Annotated in this window: 1 protein-coding gene and 1 pseudogene; one reads left to right on the forward strand and one right to left on the reverse strand. The window is 74.6% G+C overall.

The window, feature by feature from the left end; genetic code table 11:
• Positions 1-551, reverse strand: a pseudogene (locus ACFW1A_RS40435) (hypothetical protein); the annotation flags it as partial.
• A gap of 348 nt (positions 552-899) precedes the next feature.
• Between ACFW1A_RS40435 and ACFW1A_RS40440 the strand changes: the two are divergent.
• On the forward strand, positions 900-1,543 hold a 644-nt coding region (locus tag ACFW1A_RS40440; protein WP_380418726.1), incomplete at its 3' end, for a response regulator transcription factor.

Here is a 1,543-nt window from a genome sequence, read left to right on the forward strand (position 1 = left end):
GGGGCGGGACCGGCGGACGGCGCGCCGGTCGGGCCGGCCGCCGCGGCGGGCGTGCCGCTCGGGGAGGCGGCCGACGTGGCCCGGGCGCTGCCGCTGCCGGTGCCGATCGCGCCGACCACCACGGCAGCCAGGCCGACCGCGACCGCGACGGCGGTGCCGATCACCAGCATCCGCCGGTTGGACCGGGACCGGTCGCCCTCGGCCCGCACCCCGCCGGTGAACGCGGCGATGAAGCCGTGCCGGTCCGCCTCCTCCATCGGCCGGGTGGCGGCGGGCTGTGGCGACTCGGGCGCCGCGGGTTCCACCGGGTCCGCCGGGCCGCCCGGCGCACCGGCGGCCGCGCGGCGGGCCGCGGCGCTGCGACTGCGGCCGCCGGTCGGCTCGGTGGCCGCGCTCCCGACGGCCGCGGGCCCGGCGGCACCGGTCTCCGCGCCGGAGGGCCCGACACCGGAAGGCTCGACACCGGAAGGCTCGATGCCGCTGGGCCCGACACCGCTGGGCCCGACACCGGAGGGCCCGGCGGTCGGCTCGGACGAGACTGGCTCGGACACGTACTCTCCCCATGCTCGGGCCCGCCCGGGAGCCCTCGCTCCCCAGCCACGGAATGCCTGACGGATCGCCGGTTCACCGGCACCCGGACGATATCCCGATCGGGCGGGCCGATTTGTCGTCAGATCTGAATCACCGGTGAACGGACGGATACCTTTGCGTCAACTCTCCCGTGGTTCGCCGATTTCTCCCGTCCCAGTTCAACCAACGTGCCGCCCGCGTCCGTTGAACCGTTCGGGGACCCGTTTCGGGGCCCCTTCGCCGGGAATTCCCGGCTGTCCAAGCACCCGTGCCGTCCTGCATGCTGAGCGCATCGGAGGCCCTCACGAGCCGGAGGTATCGGCACAGTTATGCCGGGGAATTCACACATCGCCATCGTCGAGGACCAGAATCTGCTGCGGCACGGCCTGGAGCGCGTGCTGTCGCTCAGCGACCACATGACCGTGATCGCCACGGCGGCCCGCCCCGAGGAGCTCGACCTGGGCGACCAGCGGCCCGACGCCATCGTCTACGGACCGCCCAGGGACGCCGAGTTGCCCACCGAGTCGATCCGCGCGCTGTGCCGGCTGGGCCGGGTCGTGGTGGTCGGCGACTTCCACGCCCCGCAGACCCTGCTGGACTGCGTCCAGGCCGGGGCGCTGGGCTGCGTGACCCACCTGGTCACCGACCTCGAACTGCGGATCGCGGTGCGCACCGTCGCGCTCGGCGGCTTCCACGTCTCGCCCGGCCTGGCCGAGCAGTTGCGCACCGAGCTGAGCCAACTCGGCCGCCCCGACCCGCGCCTGCTCGCCCCGCGCGAGCTGGAGACGGTCCGCTGGCTGGCCGAGGGCCTGACGCACGCCCAGATCGCCCGCCGGATGGGCCTGACCGAGGCGACCGTCAGCACCTACGTGAAGCGGATCCGCACCAAGCTCAACGTCGGCAACAAGGCCGACCTGACCCGGACCGCGATCGAGCTGGGCCTGCTGGTGAACCGCGCCGGTGCGGGCCCGGG

This window comes from Kitasatospora sp. NPDC058965, assembly GCF_042741245.1.
GTDB lineage: Bacteria > Actinomycetota > Actinomycetes > Streptomycetales > Streptomycetaceae > Kitasatospora.